Origin of the sequence: Pseudovibrio sp. WM33 (assembly GCF_001623165.1) — a bacterium.
Lineage (GTDB): Bacteria > Pseudomonadota > Alphaproteobacteria > Rhizobiales > Stappiaceae > Pseudovibrio.
Genome location: NZ_LMCK01000124.1, coordinates 107,599 through 125,811, shown reverse-complemented (window position 1 = coordinate 125,811; position 18,213 = coordinate 107,599). Strand labels below are relative to the sequence as shown.

General features: G+C 52.1%; 17 protein-coding genes. 10 read left to right on the top strand and 7 right to left on the bottom strand.

Features of this window, described 5'->3' with window-relative positions:
- Positions 1–67 precede the first annotated feature (67 nt).
- Positions 68–850, top strand: coding sequence for an alpha/beta fold hydrolase (locus PsWM33_RS21800; RefSeq protein WP_063301616.1), 783 nt, complete (start codon positions 68–70; stop codon positions 848–850).
- Between the two features lie 82 nt (positions 851–932).
- Here PsWM33_RS21800 and PsWM33_RS21795 read toward each other — a convergent pair whose 3' ends face one another.
- Both PsWM33_RS21795 and PsWM33_RS21790 read right to left on the bottom strand, forming a co-directional pair.
- On the bottom strand, positions 933–2,132 hold the full coding sequence (locus PsWM33_RS21795) for an NAD(P)/FAD-dependent oxidoreductase (RefSeq protein ID WP_063301615.1): 1,200 nt from the start codon (positions 2,130–2,132) through the stop codon (positions 933–935).
- A 254-nt stretch (positions 2,133–2,386) separates the two neighbouring features.
- Complete coding sequence (locus tag PsWM33_RS21790) at positions 2,387–4,417, bottom strand: methyl-accepting chemotaxis protein (RefSeq protein WP_063301614.1); 2,031 nt, start codon at positions 4,415–4,417, stop codon at positions 2,387–2,389.
- A 165-nt stretch (positions 4,418–4,582) separates the two neighbouring features.
- Between PsWM33_RS21790 and PsWM33_RS21785 the strand changes: the two genes are divergently transcribed.
- Entirely contained in the window at positions 4,583–5,455 is an 873-nt protein-coding gene (locus PsWM33_RS21785; protein ID WP_208988472.1) for a DMT family transporter, read from the top strand.
- Between the two features lie 2 nt (positions 5,456–5,457).
- On the opposite strand, the gene PsWM33_RS21780 is transcribed toward PsWM33_RS21785, so the two are convergent.
- Positions 5,458–6,342: a YihY/virulence factor BrkB family protein gene (locus PsWM33_RS21780; RefSeq protein ID WP_057463480.1), complete on the bottom strand. Its 885-nt coding sequence runs from the start codon at positions 6,340–6,342 to the stop codon at positions 5,458–5,460.
- A gap of 175 nt (positions 6,343–6,517) precedes the next feature.
- Here PsWM33_RS21780 and PsWM33_RS21775 point away from each other — a divergent pair, with 175 nt between their 5' ends.
- Positions 6,518–8,191: an acyl-CoA dehydrogenase family protein gene (locus tag PsWM33_RS21775; protein ID WP_063301640.1), complete on the top strand. Its 1,674-nt coding sequence runs from the start codon at positions 6,518–6,520 to the stop codon at positions 8,189–8,191.
- Positions 8,192–8,222: 31 nt separating this feature from the next.
- On the opposite strand, the gene PsWM33_RS26960 is transcribed toward PsWM33_RS21775, so the two are convergent.
- Positions 8,223–8,528 carry a DnaJ family domain-containing protein gene (locus PsWM33_RS26960; protein ID WP_082596895.1) on the bottom strand — a complete coding sequence of 102 codons (306 nt, stop codon included), beginning with the start codon at positions 8,526–8,528 and terminating at the stop codon, positions 8,223–8,225.
- 242 nt (positions 8,529–8,770) lie between these two features.
- Here PsWM33_RS26960 and PsWM33_RS21765 point away from each other — a divergent pair, with 242 nt between their 5' ends.
- Positions 8,771–9,268 (top strand): hypothetical protein, encoded by a 498-nt coding sequence (locus PsWM33_RS21765; RefSeq protein WP_063301613.1) that lies wholly within the window; start codon positions 8,771–8,773, stop codon positions 9,266–9,268.
- Positions 9,269–9,329: 61 nt separating this feature from the next.
- On the opposite strand, the gene thpR is transcribed toward PsWM33_RS21765, so the two are convergent.
- The 3 genes from thpR to PsWM33_RS21750 all read right to left on the bottom strand — a co-directional run bounded on the left by thpR (position 9,330) and on the right by PsWM33_RS21750 (position 12,064).
- The gene (gene thpR, locus PsWM33_RS21760) at positions 9,330–9,866 is read right to left on the bottom strand and encodes an RNA 2',3'-cyclic phosphodiesterase (protein WP_057463483.1); all 537 of its coding nucleotides are present in this window, start codon (positions 9,864–9,866) and stop codon (positions 9,330–9,332) included.
- Between the two features lie 186 nt (positions 9,867–10,052).
- Entirely contained in the window at positions 10,053–11,105 is a 1,053-nt protein-coding gene (locus tag PsWM33_RS21755) for an aldo/keto reductase (RefSeq protein WP_063301612.1), read from the bottom strand.
- Positions 11,106–11,383: 278 nt separating this feature from the next.
- Positions 11,384–12,064, bottom strand: a complete 681-nt coding sequence (locus tag PsWM33_RS21750) for an arylesterase (protein WP_063301611.1) — start codon at positions 12,062–12,064, stop codon at positions 11,384–11,386.
- Positions 12,065–12,215: 151 nt separating this feature from the next.
- On the opposite strand from PsWM33_RS21750, the gene PsWM33_RS21745 reads away from it, so the two are divergent.
- From PsWM33_RS21745 to PsWM33_RS21720, 6 genes are all read left to right on the top strand, one after another.
- On the top strand, positions 12,216–12,923 hold the full coding sequence (locus PsWM33_RS21745; protein WP_063286055.1) for an ABC transporter ATP-binding protein: 708 nt from the start codon (positions 12,216–12,218) through the stop codon (positions 12,921–12,923).
- Positions 12,920–15,493 carry an ABC transporter permease gene (locus tag PsWM33_RS21740; RefSeq protein ID WP_057463487.1) on the top strand — a complete coding sequence of 858 codons (2,574 nt, stop codon included), beginning with the start codon at positions 12,920–12,922 and terminating at the stop codon, positions 15,491–15,493. The genes PsWM33_RS21745 and PsWM33_RS21740 overlap by 4 nt, the downstream gene beginning before the upstream one ends.
- 335 nt (positions 15,494–15,828) lie before the next feature.
- Positions 15,829–16,578 (top strand): Bax inhibitor-1/YccA family protein, encoded by a 750-nt coding sequence (locus PsWM33_RS21735; protein ID WP_063301610.1) that lies wholly within the window; start codon positions 15,829–15,831, stop codon positions 16,576–16,578.
- 134 nt (positions 16,579–16,712) lie between these two features.
- A complete protein-coding gene (locus PsWM33_RS21730) occupies positions 16,713–17,063 on the top strand; it encodes a hypothetical protein (protein WP_063301609.1) in 351 nt (116 codons plus the stop codon).
- A 177-nt stretch (positions 17,064–17,240) separates the two neighbouring features.
- Positions 17,241–17,768 (top strand): Panacea domain-containing protein, encoded by a 528-nt coding sequence (locus tag PsWM33_RS21725; protein WP_208980967.1) that lies wholly within the window; start codon positions 17,241–17,243, stop codon positions 17,766–17,768.
- Positions 17,758–18,201 (top strand): hypothetical protein, encoded by a 444-nt coding sequence (locus PsWM33_RS21720; protein WP_057463491.1) that lies wholly within the window; start codon positions 17,758–17,760, stop codon positions 18,199–18,201. The genes PsWM33_RS21725 and PsWM33_RS21720 overlap by 11 nt, the downstream gene beginning before the upstream one ends.
- Positions 18,202–18,213: the final 12 nt, after the last annotated feature.

The window sequence follows — 18,213 nt, the reverse complement described above, 5'->3', positions numbered from 1 at the left end:
TTAGCCTAAGTCACAGGTAAACCTCTGAATGAAAGGGGCATATAATACGGCCAATGGGAGGCCTTATATGAATATCGATAGTATCCAAGATGTAACCTGCCTGCCTTTCACCGCCTTTGGCCCTGAAAGCGCAGAACCAATTATTTTCATCCATGGCTTTGGCGGCGACGCCAGCACATGGCGCAATATTCAAGTCCAGTTAGAAAACAAACGTCGCACAATAGCGTTTGACCTTCCTGCTCACGGACGTGCACTGGCCGATTTTGAGCCATGCAACGCTGTGGGCTCAGCAAAAGCCGTCGTGAAGTCTCTCGATGCGCTGAAGCTCGATCACGTCCACCTAGTCGGTCACAGCATGGGCGGTGCAATTGCAACACTGATCGCCATGCGCAGCCCAAAACGTATCGCAAGCCTCACTTTGCTTGCTCCGGGCGGATTCGGTCCAGAGATCAATGCAAAGCTTCTGCGCCGTTACGCAGTTGGCCAAACCGAAGCAGAACAACAGGTCCTGTTGGAACAGTTTGTTGGTCTCGAATTCGAACTTCCAAGAAAACTGGCAGAGTATGTTGCCACACAGCGTTCCACTCCGGGCGCTGCTGAAGCACTCAAAGCTGTATCAGGACTTATTCTGGAAGGCGAAAGTCAGGGCGTGCTGCCAACTAGTAAACTCGGCGAGCTGCCAATGCCAATCAAGGTGGTCTGGGGCACACAGGACAAGATCCTGCCAACCCGTCAATGCCATAAACTGCCAGGACCAATCGCCTGCCACGTTTTCGATCGTGTCGGCCACATGGTTCACATGGAGATCCCGCAGGAAGTGATCCGACTTATTCTGGAAAACACCCGCTAAAGCCAACATCCAACCTTTGTGCTGAGGTTTGACTAAAAAAGCGTGCCGGAGTTCTCTCTGGCACGCCTCTAAAATCGTCAACTTAAGCTGGTGGAAGCAGACCGTCTTTCCATTCCTGCCCAATCACCCGGCGCGCCATCATGTGCGAGCGCGGATGATTGATGCTATCAACCGCAATCAGCTTGCCTTTTTCCAGATACGCCACATAGAAGCTGTCGGAACTTGTATCCCCAACAAGCACAGCCTCATCGTATCCATTAGACAATCCGGCAATCTGCAGCTTGATATGATGTTGGTCAGACCAGAACCACGGCAGAGGATCATAGTCGTGACTGTGGTCATGGTCGGGATCAGTCAACGCAACAGCAACTGCCTTGGCCTGATCAATCGCATTTTGAACGCTCTCCAGACGAATGCTACGTCCATAGCGCTCTGAGAAGAAGCGAACACAATCACCGCAAGCATAAACATCCTCGTGAGAGGTCTGCCCTGCTCCATCAACCAGAATGCCATCATCCGCGTCCAGACCAGCGGCCTCTGCAAGCTCCGCATTCGGCACAGCACCAACCGCAGAAAGTACCAGATCACACGGAATTTCACTGCCATCAGCAAGTTTCACAGAAGAAACTTTGCCATCAGTCCCTTCAATGCTGGTCACACCGGCTCCGCAAAAGAGTTCCGCTCCATTGCCGGAATGCAAACCATGGAAGAACGATGAGATATCGGGCGAAACCACACGCTTCAGCAGACGCTCCTGCGCTTCCAGCACAACAACATCCAGCCCCATGCTCTTTGCAACAGCCGTCACTTCCAGACCGATATAACCGCCACCGATAACAACAAGTTTCTTGCCAGGCACAAAGAGTTGCTTGATGAGCTCAACATCACCAATGGAGCGAAGCGTCACAACGCCTTCCAGCTCCGCACCCGGCAATGGCAAATCGCGAGCGCGAGTTCCGGTTGCAAGCAGCAACTTGTCCCAACTCACCTCTTCACCGCTTGCCAGCCTGACACTCTTCTTCTCCAGATCAATGCTATCAACATGCGCATTGACCTTCAGATCGATATTGTTGGTTTCATAAAACGCTTCTGGACGAATAAACAGCGCATCCGGCTCCACATCTCCACTCAGAAACTTCTTGGAGAGCGGCGGGCGTTGATAAGGCGGCTGAGGCTCGTTTCCAAGCATCACAAGCTCGCCTTCATATCCCTTTTGTCGAAGAGTTTGCGCGGCCTGCACACCTGCTTGTCCAGCACCCACCACAACAATCTTATTAATCATTCTCAAAACCCGTATTAGTCGCAGTCAAACAACACAGCAGATCCGTGTTGTCTGCTTTGCTCAACAAACCCGTACCGCAAAAGCAATGTGACGCTTAGCCCTGGCAAAAACCAGAGCAAGCGCCACATTTAAAATGAAAATTTGTGAAGATCTTAAGGTCGTATCTCTGAAAAGTGCCTTGCGGTTTTCAGAAAAAGATACGCCGAGCAAGTCCCTAAAGCAGTTTGAAGTCGTCGAAACGAAAGCAAACTGCTTTAGGCTGCACGTACTTTTTCAAGGAATGCACCAACAGTATTGTTGATGTGATCTGCCTGACGAGAAAGCGCGTCGGCAAGATCAGACACTGTACCGCCAGTGCTACGTGCATTGCTGGATGCATTTTCAACCATCTGCATTGCACTCGCCCCTTCCTGAGAGCTCTGCGTCGCATTCGCCACATTCTCAGTAATGGACTGAATAGCTGCGTTCTGTTGCTCAACAGATGCTGCAACAGCCGCCGCAATCTGGCTCATTTCGTGAATAACATCACTCACATCGCCAATAGCGCCAACCGCTTCTGCTGAGGCTTCCTGAATGGAACCAACCTGCTGTGCAATTTCCTCAGTTGCCTGAGAAGTCTGATTTGCCAGCATCTTCACTTCTGACGCCACCACAGCAAAGCCTTTACCGTGCTCACCTGCACGGGCTGCTTCAATGGTTGCGTTCAGTGCAAGCAGGTTCGTCTGGTTCGCAATATCACGAATGAGTCCAACAGCCTCACCAATACGATTTGCTGCATCACTCAACAGATTCATGGTCTCTGCAGTCGCTTTTGAACCTTCAACCGCACGGTCTGCAACGCTCGTTGATTGCTCAGCCTGTCCGGCGATCTCGTTGATAGACATGGCCAGTTCTTCCGTCGCAGCAGATGCGCTGGAAACATTCTCAGCGGCACTCTCAACCGCGCGTCCTGCAGACACAGCTTCTTTCGACACGTTGTCTGCAGCAGACCCCACATCATTAGAGGCTTCCCCAAGCCCATCTGCAGCGCTGTGCAGACTATTCAAAGCCTCAGCAACGGTTTGCTCAAAACCAACAATGAGATTGTCGACTTGCTCGGCACGGGCTTGTTTCTCAGCGTTTTCATGATCTTGCTGATCCTGCAGCATCCGGCGCTCCTCAATATTGTCGCGGAACACCTGAAGTGTCTGCGCCATCGCGGAAATCTCTTTACCGCCTTTATTGAGAGGGATCACAGCTGACAAATCATTCTTCGCCAGCAATGCCATAGCATTACGCAACGCATTCAGATTACGCAAAATACCGAAGATCAAGAGAGAGCCAAGAATGAACAGCGTTAGCGCGATACCACCAACTGCAATGCCCAGATAAAGGTTTGTCTGCTGTGTGGTCTCTGTCAGACGCGCCTGCGCATCATTCGCACCCTGCACCGCAGAGTTTTTCAACTCATCAAGCCGTGGCGGAAGAAGGTCAAACAGATTCGCCAGCAGCTCAGAACTCGTCGCCCGCTTATCAAAGGCCTTAGAGTAAGCCTCAAACGCCTTCTTGTAGGCCAGCATATTGGTTTTGACCTTCTCAGCAACAGCCGGGTCAATTTGTGCTCGCGGCACGGTGCGCTCATAACGGGAGAATGCAACTTCAAACGCACCCAGAGAATTTTGGCTACCCGTAAGCGCATAGTCCAGTTGCGCACGCGCCAGATCACTAAACGTATGCATCAGCTTCAGCGTATTGGGGTCTTTGCTGCGTCTGTGCTTTTGTTTAACAGCGGATTCTGCCTGAGAAAGCGCGGCGGACAGCTCTTTCTGCAAGCCACGGTCCGCATCATATCCAAGCGTGGACTGGTAGCCATGCAACATCTCAAAGGCACCACTGATTGCATCAATCGTGTCTCGTGCATCAGAGATCTCAAGAAAATAATCCATGGCAACTGGAAGCGCATTTAACTCCTGCAATTCAGTCTGCGCTTCACCAACCAACGTGTCGAATCGACTTTTCAGACTGTCACTCGGCACATTTTCATAATCTTTCTGAGTCGATTGCAGCACACCTGCGGTAATTGCAATTGTCTGGCTCAGCTCAGCAAGTTCGGTGTATTCTTTCGACTGCAGAAAGGCAGCCTCCGTTTGCTGTTGGCTCCAAAGATAAGCAAAGCCAACACCACCAAATCCGATAAGTGTCAGAATACCAAGAGCAATTGCCCGAAACCGAATACTTACATTTCGAGTTAACGAGAAAACTTTATTCCCCGTAGAAGAAATAGCCTGCTTCCAATTTACTCGCATCGGAGACCCCTAGACCGATAAAATTACTAATAGTATTTTTAATTATTCCTCACAGGTATAGGTTCAAATCGTTTAAAGATTACAAATAATGCATCGCACAAATGATTTTGTTGCTCACCCCACCCAGCGTCATGTGCTAAGGACGCATAAAAATAAGACACACCATTGCTCTCGCTTACCAAATTAGTTCCCATTATCTTCGTTTTGCTCTGGTCCACCGGTTTCATCGGTGCACGCCTTGGAGCGCCCTACTCAGAGCCTTTTGCGTTCTTGAGTCTCCGCTTTCTGCTCGTCCTGCCGTTGATGGGCATCATTATCTGGCTATCTGGCAGAAGCTTTGCCTTAACGCGCCAGCAGGTCCTCCATGCGGTCATTACCGGTATGCTGGTCCATGGCATCTATCTCTCGGGGGTCTTCTGGGCCATCGACAACGGGATGCCAGCAGGCGTAACCGCTCTCATCACTGGTCTGCAGCCTTTCATCACCGGCACACTCGCGTATTTCCTGCTGAAAGAAGATGTGACGCCGCGCCAATGGATCGGCCTGGCCGCCGGGTTTGTTGGTATCGTGCTGGTGATCCTGCCTAAGATGGGAAGCGGCGTTGCGCAGATCCCTCTTTGGACTGTAGCAGCCGCCTTTGTGGCAACCCTTGGCATCGCCTTCGGCACCACATGGCAAAAGCGTCAGCCATTGAATACTGATCTGGTCACAGGCATCTTCTACCAGTATTTCGGCGCCTTGCTCATAACGCTGCCGCTGTCCATGACGGAAAGCTGGGTCATCACCTGGTCAGGAGATCTGATCTTCGCGCTGGCATGGCTGGTCATTGTGTTGTCTGTGGGGGCAGTCCTGCTGCTCATGTACCTGCTCCAGCACGGAGCCGCGTCAACCACAGCAACGCTGTTCTACCTGACACCCGTCGCAGCGGCCATCGAAAGCTACTTCCTTTTCGGAGAGACACTCAACCTCATTCAGTTGATTGGCATGGCAATCGTTGTGGTAGCAATCGCAGTATGCCGCCCAAAGCAGAAAGCTTAAGCTCAGCCTTCAGCATCAGAACAAGGACCTGCCTCAACACGCTGGTTCACACGGCGAACACGCATAAGCGCCGCATTAAACTCGCCGCCCAGAATAAAGATGACGGCTGTCAGATACATAAAGATGATGGCCGTCATGATACCAGCTAGACCAGCATACAAAGACACATAGTTCGCCCACCGCGCCAAATAAGCACCAAAGGCTGTACCAGCGATAATCCAGAGGATCATTGTCAGAATAATACCGGGCAACACTTCAAAGAAGCTACGACGGCCAGCCGGCAGATACATATGAGCTGCCAGCAGAGCAAACATCAGCAACAAAGATGTGATGCCATAACGGACAATATTCGCCTTGTAGCTAAATTGCTCCATAACCGGTGCCAGATGAACAGCCCATTCCCAAGCCAGCGGACCAAACACGATCAGGAACGTTGAAACCATCAAAACAGCTGTTCCAATCAGAACCGCCAAAATGGATTGCGTCCGGCAGAAGAACCAACTGCGATTATCTCGAACACGATAAGCACGGTTCAACCCGACTCGCATGGCCTCAACGCCATTGGACGAGAACCACAGCGTGACGACCACACCAAAGGTCAGCAAATCACCACGCGGCTGAGTGAGAACGGCTTTGATTTCACCGGAAACAGGGCCAGCCACACGTTCGGGCCAGACATCAAAGATCAACTCCGTCGCACTTTGTGCAACCGAGTTCAGACCAAGAAAACCAGAGAACGCCGCCACAAATATCAAAAATGGAAACAGAGCCATCAACGATGACAAAGCCACATGGCTCGCCACAGCATAGCCATCATCAGAGTTAAAATGCCCGAGAGCATCTGCAAGCACCTGATACAATTTTCCCCAAAGGCCACGTTTCTTCATAAAACTGATCTGGTCTGTCTCTCTGTAAGTTTCAAGTTAGATAATAGACGGGACTTCAAGAAATATTCATGAAGAAAGCTCCCACCTTTAGGGCATTGCACAAATACATACCCCGTTTAAGTTTGCAGTGCACAATGACCGAGTGGATTGAGGGAGGCAAGCCGTGTCGGAAACGGTGAATACAATAGAACAAGCAGTCGCACCATCGAAAGAAACACGTGCTCAGGCGCTAAAATCTCTTGAAGCTCTGCTTGGCATCGCGCGCAAAAACGTAAAACTGCGCGTATTGAAAGATGGCCGCATCGCCTCCGCTCTCATGGAGCAGGAACAGCGTGCCACCCACGGTCTTGCCTGGCTTGCAACTTATGTGGAAGCCCTCAAGCAGCTGAACGCATACGGCGAACGGCTGGAAGCCGAAGGCACCTTCGGCGAAGTGGAAAGCCTGATCCTGCGCATTGGTCTTGCAGAATACACCGCACAAGTCTTTGGCGGGCTGCCAATGAGTCAGGGCGAAATCCTTCGCCTCTCTGACCTGGGCATCAGCCGCAGTGAAGCCAACAGTCATCACACAGAAGCTGTTGAAGCAGTCATCGCAGACGGCACCCAACCAGCTCTGCGCACGCGTCTTGCAGAACTCATGCAGCACGCAGAAGGTCAATCCACCATTGGCGCAACTGGACTGGACGAGACCTACGAGCAAATTCGCGAAGAGATGCGAAAGTTTGCCGAAGCAAAGGTCACTCCGTTTGCTCACGAATGGCACCTGAAAAACGAATACATCCCTCTTGAGATCATCAATGAGATGGCAGAGATGGGCGTATTCGGCCTGACGATTCCTGAAGAGTTCGGCGGCATGGGTCTTGGCAAAGAATCCATGTGCGTGGTCTCAGAGGAACTCTCCCGCGCCTATATCGGTGTTGGCTCCCTTGGCACCCGCTCCGAAATTGCAGCAGAACTCATTCTCGGCGGCGGTACGGAAGAACAGAAAGCCAAGTGGCTTCCACGCATCGCCTCTGGTGAAACTCTGCCAACCGCAGTCTTCACCGAACCAAACACCGGTTCCGACCTCGCATCACTAAAAACACGCGCAGTTAAAGACGGCGACACATGGAAGGTCTCCGGCAACAAAACCTGGATCACCCACCCGGTCCGTGCCGACATCATGACCCTGCTCACCCGCACCAAGCCGGAAGAACCTGGTTACAAAGGCCTGTCCATGTTCATCGCGGAAAAGCCTCGCGGAACAGATGTCGAGCCATTCCCGGCTGAAGGCATGTCAGGTGGTGAGATTGAAGTTCTCGGCTACCGCGGCATGAAGGAATACGAGATTGCGTTTGACGGTTTTGAAGTCAAAGACGAAAACCTGCTGGGTCAGGTGGAAGGTCAGGGCTTCAAACAACTCATGCAGACATTCGAGTCCGCCCGCATTCAAACCGCCGCCCGTGCAATCGGCGTCGCTCAATGCGCTCTGGACCTTGGCCTGCGTTATGCGCAAGAGCGTGTCCAGTTTGGCAAGTCACTCATCAACTTCCCGCGTGTATCCGACAAGCTCGCCATTATCGCCTACGAAACCATGATCGCCCGCCAGCTCACCTACTTCTCTGCTTGGGAGAAAGACAGTGGCCGACGTTGTGATCTGGAAGCAGGCATGGCGAAACTACTGGGCGCACGCGTGGCCTGGGCTGCAGCAGACAACGCACTGCAGATCCATGGCGGCAACGGCTTTGCACAGGAATACCCGATCTCTCGCGTACTCTGCGATGCACGTATTCTCTCAATCTTTGAGGGCGCAGCAGAAATTCAGGCGCAGGTAATCGCACGCCGTTTGCTGGATGAAACCGAGCTGTAAAGCGTATTCCCGAAAAGAACAGGAAGCGCGACTATTTCCGTCGCGCTTCTTCATAAACTGAGAGTTCAAGGCGCTTATCCATAAGCGTCTTTCTTATTTCAAATCGCTCGTCAGTCTTGGTCGCAGCTTTAAGCTGATCTTCCAATGTGGAGATCTCGCGGCGCAGAGTCAGCTCTCCCTGAATGCTACCACCAGCTCCATTCACCACACTCATTTGTGCGCTCTGAGCGAAATTTGTCCCGGACCTTCTGGGGATAGGTTTTCCCGCACCTTCAAGGTGATCCATAGAACCATTCATCTGTGATCGGCGAATTTGTTGCTCGATTAGTCGATCCATTCCCATAAACAGACCTCTATCCTTTGTTTTTCTTAGATCAATTTCTCTGATGACTGTGGCTACAACATGTTCATATGCAATTTTTCTAAATTTTTTTGCTGAATACAATTAACTTACAACCGGACCAAATTATCGATTTTAACTTTACGCTAATAAATACACCATCTCCGGTTGCATTATGCAATTTGCACGGTACATTTTAGTTAAATTTTTATTTAATTTATACCGAACTGGAGAGCGCAATGTTGCGGCCTCTTATTTTTGCAAGTCTTATCGTGGGCTCAGCACTGGCATTAGCTGGTAGCACCTGGGCACTAACCCAGACCCGCGCCGTTGGCCCGGGCCTTACTCAAATCAGTGCCCCCTCTAAAAATGCATTGAAACCAATTTCCACCGACAGCAAACTCATACGCTATCCAGCAAAGTCCTCTCTGAAACCGCTCAAAGCAAAATCAAAGCTTGTACGGCTTGAGCCCAAATCAAAGCTGATCCGATATCGAGTGAAAACAGCGACTAACACTATTCCAGCTAAACCAGCCTCATTGACTTACGCACATGTAACCGGCGTCCTCAGCTATGTCCCTCGTCAGGAACTGGACGATTTGCTCTCCTTCCTAAACAAGGACATCTATCAACTGACAGGGACCCACTCAGCAGCAGGTTTGGTGCACCAAACCTCATGGCGACTGGAGCAACAGAGCAGTCAGATGGTGGAGAACGTATCCTCCTACCTGCCCTGAGCGAAGCTATTTATAGAGACGCGTACCAACAGTACACCTCTCCCATCATCAATCCATCACGTCAGGCAGCCAGCGGATAGCTTTCTTCCACCAGATACGGTCCGCCACCCACTGCCGCTTTTGCTGAGAAGAGCACAAACCGCCCGGCGGTGAATGCAGGCGCTGAGAACTCACCACGTATCTCAAGCCAATGCGCCAACTCTGCAGGTGATGTCCCCCTCAACCGAGCCAATGTCACATGCGGCGTATATTTGCGCCGAGCGGCTTGCAGGCCGAGCCGCTGCAAGATGCGCTCTTGCTCAGCTTGAAGCTCCGCCAACTCCTGAGTGGGTTCAACGCGTGCCCAAAGCGCATGTGGTTTGGCTCCCCCAAACGATCCCAGCCCGGTCAGCTTGATCGTCAACGGAGCACGATTCACCCGTGCCAGCTCATAGGCAACTTCGTCAGCAATGCGATCATCAATATCGCCTATAAACCGTAATGTGATGTGGTAGTTTTCTGGGTCGATCCATCGAGCCCCGCGCAGCCCTCCGCGCATAAGGCTCAACATCATCCCGGTGCCCGAAGGCAGCTCTAGGCCAGTGAAAAGGCGAGGCATATCAGGACCCTCCACTAATGCAGATGATAAATTAGCTCACGTTTAACGCCAGAGTACAAGTAGAAAATCACAGCTCTACGAACATCTGGGGATTTTCTTTCCATCCCTTAAAACAAAAAATGCCGAAGCCCACACAAGGCTCCGGCACAATTCTGTCTCTGCAGACAAAAGCAAATTATCTGCCAATCACGGACATGGATTGGAGTACTGCAGATGGATATCGTTAATCCGTGCCACAACCTCGTCAGTCATCTCAAAGTCTGTTGCACGAATATCTGTCGCCAGCTGCTCCATGTTCGTCGCACCAATGATCACAGAGGTCACAAATGAACGGGAATGAGCAAACGAAAGCGCCATAACTGCTGGATCAACCCCCAGCTCTTCTGCCAGGTCGCAATACGCATCAATAGCTTTCTGACCAAACGGGTTCTCATAACGGCCAAGGCGCTTGAACAGTGTTTTACGCGCACCAGATGGCAACGCACCATTCCGGTACTTACCAGTCAGATACCCCTGTGCCAGAGAAGAGTACGCCAGCAGACCAACATTCTCTCGCTGTGCAATCTCGGCACCGCCCACTTCAAACAAGCGGTTCACCAGAGAGTATGCATTCTGGATAGACTGAACCCGTGGCAGCCCACGCGCTTCAGATTCCTGCACAAACTTCATGGTGCCCCAAGGGCTTTCGTTGGAAAGACCGAAATGACGGATTTTGCCTGCTTTCACGAGCTCCTGCATAACTTCAAGAGTCTCATGGATCGCATTTTCGTCTTCTGCCAGGTCCGCATCCTGCCAAATGGTGCTGACAGAACCAAAGCCGGACACATTACGATCTGGCCAATGCAGCTGGTAAAGGTCGATGTAGTCTGTCTGCAAACGCTTCAGGCTGGCATCCACTGCTTCCATGATCTGCGCACGGGAGAGCTGGCTTGTGGAACCATCTTCACGATGCCAGTCCTGAGCAGAACGGCCAACAACCTTGGTTGCCAGAACAACTTTGTCGCGGTTACCGGATTTCTTGAACCATGTTCCAATAATTTCTTCAGTACGGCCTTTGGTCTCTGGCTTCGGCGGCACAGCATAAAGCTCTGCAGTATCGAAGAAATTGATGCCCTGCTCTAAGGAATAATCCATTTGAGCATGGCCTTCAGCCTCGGTGTTTTGTTCACCCCATGTCATCGTGCCAAGGCAGATGCTGGAAACGTTGAGGTCTGTACGCCCCAATTTACGAAATTCCATGTATTCCCCATTTGCAGCCCCAAGCTGCTTTTCATTCTCACGCCCTTATTGGACATAAAGGACAAAGATCCAGCCTCGTCCAAAGACAATGGATCATGCCCCGAATTCTGTTTTGCTAAATCTGCCTCATGGATGGAGGTCGGCAGAGGAAGTGGCCTGGTAAGCATACCAAGCACATCTTCGAAAAGTAGGATGTGTTTTTCCGACAGGAAGGCGCAGTAAGTCAATACTTTAAAGCAGACTCTGCGTTCCAGCCTGAAAAGGAAGAGTATCAGCTCTTATGATTTAGCCTGTTCGATGAGCAGTTCAACGGAAGGCAGAATTTTTTCGACAATGATCGAAACACCTTTACCCGTTGGATGCATGCCATCACCAAGGTTTAGCTCAGGTTCCGCTGCCACACCGTCCAGAAAAAACGGGTAAAGCAACGCATCATGCTTCTGCGCAAGCTCACCATAGATGGAGTTGAACTCCTGACCATACTGATCACCCAGATTAGGCGGCGCCATCATACCAGCCAACAGCACCGGAATGTCGCGAGATCTCAACCGCTCCAGCATTGCATCCAGGTTTTTGCGCGTTATTGACGGATCTAGCCCGCGCAACGCATCGTTTGCACCCAGTTCAAGGATCACTCCGTCTACGTCATCGCCCACAGACCAGTCGAGCCGTGAAAGGCCACCTGAGCTGGTATCACCAGATACGCCAGCATTGACCACGGTGATGTTATAGCCCCGCTCTTGCAAAGCCTTCTCCAGCTTTACAGGAAAGGCATCTTCAGGCGGCAATTGATAACCAGCCGTCAGGCTATCGCCAAAGGCAACCAACTTCACCGGCTCGGCTCCATCCTGCGCCATTCCGGTTGAAGCACCTGCAAACACAAGGCCCAGCGCAACGACAGCACCACTGAAAAAACGCAGCACACCAGATTTAGCTTCAACTTTTCGTGATCCAGACATTCAAATACCTTAGATTTTTTCAAACCGAGCTGGACGATGCAATCCACCCTACCCATATGCTTCCCAAGTGCGGCTGCGACAAGAGCCGCCAACAAATTTATTATAAGATGTAATTCAGAGATTTGCATCGCCTGCACATCAAGGTAGAAGAATGACAGGTAATCCCGCATTAGACTTAAACGGCGTTCACCTCAGCCTGGGCCATGGCGCAGGCCGCACCCATATTCTCAAAGGTATTGATCTTTCTATCAGCACCGGCGAAAGCGTAGGCCTCGTTGGACCATCCGGCTCAGGCAAATCTACTTTGCTTATGGTAATGGCAGGTCTGGAACGCGCAGACAAAGGCACCGTCAAAGCCGCAGGGCAGGAACTCGGCGCAATGAGCGAGGATCAACTCGCCCGTTTCCGTGGTCAGAACGTCGGCATCATCTTCCAATCCTTCCACCTGGTCCCAAACATGACCGCTCTGGAAAATGTCGCTGTACCTCTTGAGCTTTCTGGTGACCTCAAAGCATTTGATCGTGCGAAGGAAGAGCTGGAAGCCGTCGGCCTTGGCCACCGCCTCAATCACTACCCAACCCAGCTTTCTGGTGGTGAACAGCAACGCGTTGCCGTCGCCCGCGCCCTCGTCACCAACCCTGAAATTCTGATCGCAGATGAACCAACAGGCAATCTGGACGAAACCACGGGTGAGCAAATCATTGAGCTGATGTTCAATGCGCAAGAACGCAAGAACACCACACTCGTTCTCGTCACCCACGATCCGTCTCTGGCAGACCGTTGTCAACGCAAGATCCGGGTGCATTCCGGCACCGTTGAGGAAGAAACACCCGCTGTGCGTGAGGTACGCGCCCAATGAGCCAAAGCAACTCAAACGGTTTCCAGCCCGGCTTTGGCCTTGCAGCTCGCTTTGCCCTGCGCGAAATGCGGGGCGGCCTCAAAGGGTTTTACGTTTTCATCGCTTGTATCGCACTGGGCGTGGCCGCCATTGCTGGCGTTGCCTCCTTTTCCCGTGCGCTGACAGAAGGCATTTCAGCAGAAGGTCAGGCCATCCTTGGCGGCGACCTCGCATTCTCTCTCATTCACCGAGAAGCAACACCAGATCAGCTCGCCCACCTGCAAAGTATGGGCGACATCTCCAGAATCTCCAGCCTGCGCGCGATGGCCCGTACCGACACCGCAGGTAACCAAACACTGGTTGAGCTAAAGGCAGTTGATAATCCCTACCCGTTGATTGGTGAGTTCGACCTCTCCTCTGGCAAGGACCTGCAAGCGACCATCAACGGCAGAACAGAAGGCCTGCGCAATGCTGTGGCTGAAGTTGCCCTGCTGGCACGCCTTGGTCTGGAAGTTGGTGACCAGATTGCAGTCGGTAAAACCGAGTTCCGCATCGCCGATACAATTGAACTGGAACCGGACAAACTCTCGTCAGGCATGACAGTCGGCCCTCGCCTCCTCATCTCTCAGGAAGCATTGCAAGACACTGGCCTGATCCGCCCTGGCTCATTGGTAAACTACACGTACCGCGTCCGCATGGGTGACAACGTGCCGGAAGATCAGCTCCAGCAAGCTATTGATCGGACAAACAGTCAGTTCCCTGATGCTGGTTGGCGTATCCGCTCCAAGTTGGAAGCAGCCCCAAGCCTGCAACGGAACATCCAGCGCTTCGCCCAGTTCCTCACGCTCATCGGCATCACGTCCCTCGTGGTGGGCGGTGTTGGCGTGGCAAACGCTGTGCGCAGTTACATGGATACCCGTCGGGAAGTCATTGCCAGCTTCAAATGCCTCGGCGCATCAGGTGGCTTTGTCTTCAAAGTCTACCTTATTCAGATGATGGTGCTCGCCACTATCGGCATTATCATAGGCATGGCATTGGGCGCCTTGATCCCGCTTGTCGCCATGGCAGCCTTGCAATCCATTCTGCCAATCAACGCAGTACAGGCAGTCTACCCGCTTCAGCTGCTGCTTGGCATGGCGTACGGCTATCTCACCGCCCTCGCCTTTGCCCTGTGGCCACTCGGCAGAGCACACGACATCGCACCAACCGTCCTGTTCCGTGATGAAGTCAGCACCCGCAGCCGCTATCCAAAGCCGCTGTATATCGCAGGTGCTGCGGTAACACTGGTTCTGCTGGCTGGCCTTGCCCTTGTCATGGCCTACGACAAAACCATCGCCATCATCTTCATCGGCGCATGTACAGGCACATACTTGCTATTGCTCGTCGTAGCGCGCCTCATCATGGCCGCAGCGCGGAAGGTACCAACGGTCCGCTCTACAGAGCTGCGTCTGGCGATCACCAACATCTACCGCCCCGGCGCCCTGACACCATCCGTCGTGCTCTCACTCGGCCTCGGCTTATCACTACTGGTCGCTTTGGCTCTGATTGATGGCAATCTACGCCGTGAACTCAATCAAGCCGCTCAGGAACAGGCTCCAAGCTTCTTCTTCGTCGATATTCAAAACCACGAAAAAGACGCCTTCGAAGCTCTCGTCACTGAAAAAGCAGCAGGCACAGAGTTCAACGCAGTTCCAATGCTGCGCGGAAACATCGTCGCGCTGAAAGACATCCCTGCCTCAGACTATCCCGCTCCACCAGAAGCGGAGTGGATCCTGCGCGGTGACCGCGGCATCACATATTCTGAAACCCTGCCTGAAAACTCCGTTGTCACAGCAGGCGAATGGTGGCCGAAGGATTACACCGGTGAACCGCTTGTCTCCTTCTCTGACGACAACGCCCGCGAGCTGGGCCTGAGTGTAGGCGACAAGATCACAGTCAACGTGCTTGGGCGTCAGATCTCTGCGAAAATTGCGAACTTCCGCACGGTGGACTGGGAAAGCATGTCCATCAATTTCGTGATGATCTTCTCACCAAACACTTTCGCAGGCGCACCGCACACCCATCTGGCAACCGTTGGATGGCCAGGCGAAGCCACCTTGCAACAAGAGCTTGACCTACTGAAGGAAGTCACACAGGCCTTCCCGACGATCACCTCAATCAGAGTGAAAGATGCCATCGCACAGGTAAATGACCTTGTCGGTCAGCTGGCATGGGCCATCCGTGGCGCCTCCTCCATCACACTCCTCGCAAGTGTGCTGGTTCTGGCAGGTGCATTGGCAGCAGGCCATCAAAGCCGCATCTATGATGCCGTTATCCTGAAAACACTGGGCGCCACACGCGGCCGTCTCATCAAGGCATACATTCTGGAATACCTGATCCTTGGTGGTACCACCGCAATCTTCGCCCTGTTTACAGGCTCACTGGCGGCTTACTTCATCATCACAGGTGTGATGGAAGGCAGCTTCACCCTTCTGCCCGTAACGGCCATCACCGCCATTATCGGCGCTCTCATTTTCACAGTAGGCTTCGGATTACTGGGCACTTGGAGAGTGTTGGGAGAAAAACCTGCACCCGTTTTACGAAATCTGTAAAACTCCGTGGACTGCATCAAGTAAAAAAGCGTTGATCAACGCAGATGCAGTCCACATCTCTCAGAATTATGAGTTAACAGACCAACTCTTCTATTTTCCGGCTAAGGTCTTGCACCGCCAGCAACATTACAACTGGTTAATAATAGGGTCCGGTTTTACCAAGTTTATACCAAAAGACCTTGCTTTAAGGGGCGATTTTACAAAAATCGGCAGGGTGCACTCTTGTCTTACGCCCTTTTTCCCACCATATTTGCTGATATGTAACTCGGGTCAGTCACCCGTGCTGTTTGGTATGACCAACAGCAAACACGTGTTTAACAAGAGAGAGGATCCACATGGCGACCTTCGACCGCAATAATTCTACGCGGTATGGAATGGCTGGCTCTCATGCCAATGCAGCCGCATTTGACGCTGGTCTGCGCGCCTACATGCTTCGCGTTTACAACTACATGGCAGTCGGTGTTGCAATCACCGGTGTGCTCGCATACTTAACCGCACAAATGGCTGTGTCTGATGGACAATTAACAGCACTAGGCGTAGCATTATACACTAGCCCTCTGAAGTGGGTTGTTATGCTTGCTCCTCTTGGTTTTGTGTTCTTCTTAAGCGCACGGATCAATAAGATGAGCGCATCGGCTGCACAAATGACCTTCTGGGCATTTGCAGCATTGATGGGTGTTTCTCTCTCTTCAATCTTTCTTGTATACACCGGCAACTCCATTGCTCGCGTATTCTTCATCTCTGCAGCTTCCTTTGGCGCGCTGAGCCTTTTCGGCTACACCACCAAGAAAGACCTCTCCGCTTGGGGTTCCTTCTTGTTCATGGGCCTGATCGGCATCATCATCGCGTCTGTGGTCAACCTCTTCCTTGGGTCATCTGCTCTGCAGTTCGCAATCTCCGTGGTTGGCGTTCTGGTATTCGCAGGCCTCACCGCCTACGACACCCAGCAGATCAAGGAAATGTATGCAGCTGTTGATGACAGCGAAGTAGCAGGCAAGAAAGCCATTATGGGCGCGCTGCGTCTGTACCTGGACTTCATCAACCTATTCATCATGCTTCTGTCCCTGTTCGGCAACCGCGAGTAATCGCAGCAGCCATCAGGCGTACAAATCAGAAAAAGCCCGAGGCACCCGCCCCGGGCTTTTTTCTTGGCCAAGTGACACTGCAGATATTGGCTTCAAGCTGGCATCAGAAACATAGTCACACTGCAGGACACCAAATGTACGGACCGCTCTCACTGTTCCATTGGTATGAACGCAAGGTTTTCCAGTTCAGGGACTTTCACAAAGCCCACCCAACCATGGCCGAGCGCTACCATATGAGCGCAAGCATTGTGGCTGTCATCGCCACCATCGCTGCCGCCATCTACCTGCCAGTTTTACTGATACCTGCAGGAATTGCCTATGTTTTGCAGTCCCCACTTAGCTACATAATCAATCGGGCCAAAGAGAAACGAAACGACGTTTACAACTCCGCATTCCCGAGTAAGCGATGGTACGCCGACTCAAACCGCTGGAAACATCACCAGCTACAATCCGCAGTCGTAAAAGCTGTATTCCCTGATTTATAGCCAGTTAAATGCATCCAACACGCACAGATAACCACAACGTAACCGCTTAGTTTTCAGGGGTACAACCAAATTTCACTAGCCAAGATCAATAAGAGGTTTTATTTTCTTAACGTAGCGTACCATATGTTTTTCTAAGCAATTTTCTGCTTGTTCCAACAGCATTTGTAGGGGCAAAAAATGCCAAGACACTCGCCTTGTGCCATCGCCAATGAATTTCTGAGACGCCGAGGCAGCTCTGAATACCCATCTCAGATGTACATTCAAAAACTCGTTGCCATCGCCAACGGCTGGAACCTCGCGATCAACGGCGAGCCATTGGTGAACTCAGCTCCCCAAGCTTGGAAAAATGGCCCAGTATTTCGGCAGATATGGGATTTCATAAAGGAAGGCGGGCACAAAGGCCCCAATTGTGAAATTGCAGATCCCGTCACCGGCCAGATCGTCACTGGCCGCATCAACGGTAGTGAGCAAGACATCATTGATCACGTCTGGAAGAAGTACCGTAACTATACGCCACAGCAACTGTCAGATCTCACCCATCAAGCGAATTCTCCATGGGCCCATGCCTACTTCGAAAAGGGGAGAAACGCAGAAATCGATACAGAACGCACCCGACAATATTACATCAAACTCGCCTTAGCGGGCCGCTCTCACGCAGAAGAAGAGCAGTCCATACAAACAGCGGGTCGGATCAATGCCGCCTAACGATACATTCGAGGACACACTCGAAAAGCCACTCACTGTGGATGACATTGACGCAGCCGTCTCCAAGCTCCCTATTGAGGTGGACCCACCCGCCAAGATCGGGTTCGAGCAGCTGCTGAAAGACCGTCAGGCCCTGTCTGATGACAACACCCTGCTTCAGAACGAGCTGATGGAGCTTAAGTCACGGCTTGCGACCAAGCAGGAGCTGGACGCCCTCATCAAACCCTACGCAGGCAAAGCCTACTGGTTCATGTGCGTATATTGCGGCACAGTTGCCCTCATCCTCGTGCTGGCAGGCTTCAAGAACGTCTATGGCAACTCGTTCAATCTGGCCGACAGCGTACTGGAGTTCCTCGTAGGCAGCACCGCAACCACCGTCATCGGCCTGGTCGGCATGGTGCTCACCGGCATCTTTGTGGGCGCTCGAAAATAGCGCCCCACACGC

What these genes read in the sequence shown, in the direction of transcription:
- thpR (WP_057463483.1), bottom strand. Translation starts at nt 9,866, where the DNA reads ATGCCTCGCCTTTTCACTGGCCTAGAGCTGCCTTCGGGCACCGGGATG.
- PsWM33_RS21730 (WP_063301609.1), top strand. Translation starts at nt 16,713, where the DNA reads ATGTACGGACCGCTCTCACTGTTCCATTGGTATGAACGCAAGGTTTTC.
- PsWM33_RS21725 (WP_208980967.1), top strand. Translation starts at nt 17,241, where the DNA reads ATGCCAAGACACTCGCCTTGTGCCATCGCCAATGAATTTCTGAGACGC.
- PsWM33_RS26960 (WP_082596895.1), bottom strand. Translation starts at nt 8,528, where the DNA reads ATGGATCGACTAATCGAGCAACAAATTCGCCGATCACAGATGAATGGT.
- PsWM33_RS21735 (WP_063301610.1), top strand. Translation starts at nt 15,829, where the DNA reads ATGGCGACCTTCGACCGCAATAATTCTACGCGGTATGGAATGGCTGGC.
- PsWM33_RS21750 (WP_063301611.1), bottom strand. Translation starts at nt 12,064, where the DNA reads ATGTCTGGATCACGAAAAGTTGAAGCTAAATCTGGTGTGCTGCGTTTT.
- PsWM33_RS21745 (WP_063286055.1), top strand. Translation starts at nt 12,216, where the DNA reads ATGACAGGTAATCCCGCATTAGACTTAAACGGCGTTCACCTCAGCCTG.
- PsWM33_RS21800 (WP_063301616.1), top strand. Translation starts at nt 68, where the DNA reads ATGAATATCGATAGTATCCAAGATGTAACCTGCCTGCCTTTCACCGCC.
- PsWM33_RS21720 (WP_057463491.1), top strand. Translation starts at nt 17,758, where the DNA reads ATGCCGCCTAACGATACATTCGAGGACACACTCGAAAAGCCACTCACT.
- PsWM33_RS21780 (WP_057463480.1), bottom strand. Translation starts at nt 6,342, where the DNA reads ATGAAGAAACGTGGCCTTTGGGGAAAATTGTATCAGGTGCTTGCAGAT.
- PsWM33_RS21740 (WP_057463487.1), top strand. Translation starts at nt 12,920, where the DNA reads ATGAGCCAAAGCAACTCAAACGGTTTCCAGCCCGGCTTTGGCCTTGCA.
- PsWM33_RS21790 (WP_063301614.1), bottom strand. Translation starts at nt 4,417, where the DNA reads ATGCGAGTAAATTGGAAGCAGGCTATTTCTTCTACGGGGAATAAAGTT.
- PsWM33_RS21795 (WP_063301615.1), bottom strand. Translation starts at nt 2,132, where the DNA reads ATGATTAATAAGATTGTTGTGGTGGGTGCTGGACAAGCAGGTGTGCAG.
- PsWM33_RS21765 (WP_063301613.1), top strand. Translation starts at nt 8,771, where the DNA reads ATGTTGCGGCCTCTTATTTTTGCAAGTCTTATCGTGGGCTCAGCACTG.
- PsWM33_RS21755 (WP_063301612.1), bottom strand. Translation starts at nt 11,105, where the DNA reads ATGGAATTTCGTAAATTGGGGCGTACAGACCTCAACGTTTCCAGCATC.